The sequence below is a fragment of the Pseudomonas sp. SIMBA_068 genome (assembly GCF_046534705.1).
Lineage (GTDB): Bacteria > Pseudomonadota > Gammaproteobacteria > Pseudomonadales > Pseudomonadaceae > Aquipseudomonas > Aquipseudomonas putida.
Genome location: NZ_JAWRYI010001644.1, coordinates 1 through 236, shown reverse-complemented (window position 1 = coordinate 236; position 236 = coordinate 1). Strand labels below are relative to the sequence as shown.

1 protein-coding gene is annotated in these 236 nt (G+C 59.3%); it reads right to left on the bottom strand.

Annotation, left to right across the window (positions count from 1 at the left end):
• Positions 1 to 88 precede the first annotated feature (88 nt).
• A partial coding sequence (locus SB756_RS35305; RefSeq protein WP_410913911.1) for a cytochrome b occupies positions 89 to 236 on the bottom strand: 148 nt, incomplete at its 5' end.

Below are 236 nucleotides of genomic sequence, written 5' to 3'. Positions count from 1 at the left end.
CCAGCGGAGAGCAGTGCGGTACCGAGCGCCAGAGCGGCAAAAGTCTTTTTCAACATCCTGTTCCTTCCTATGCAATTGAGGTTGAGGGTCAAGCTTTGCGGCCCAGCATGCGGGTCAGGGTCGCGTCACGGTCGATGAAATGGTGCTTGAGCGCTGCCAAGGCATGCAGCACGGCAAAAATGACCAGGCCCCAGGCCAGCCACAGGTGAATCACACCCGCCACGTCTGCCTGATCG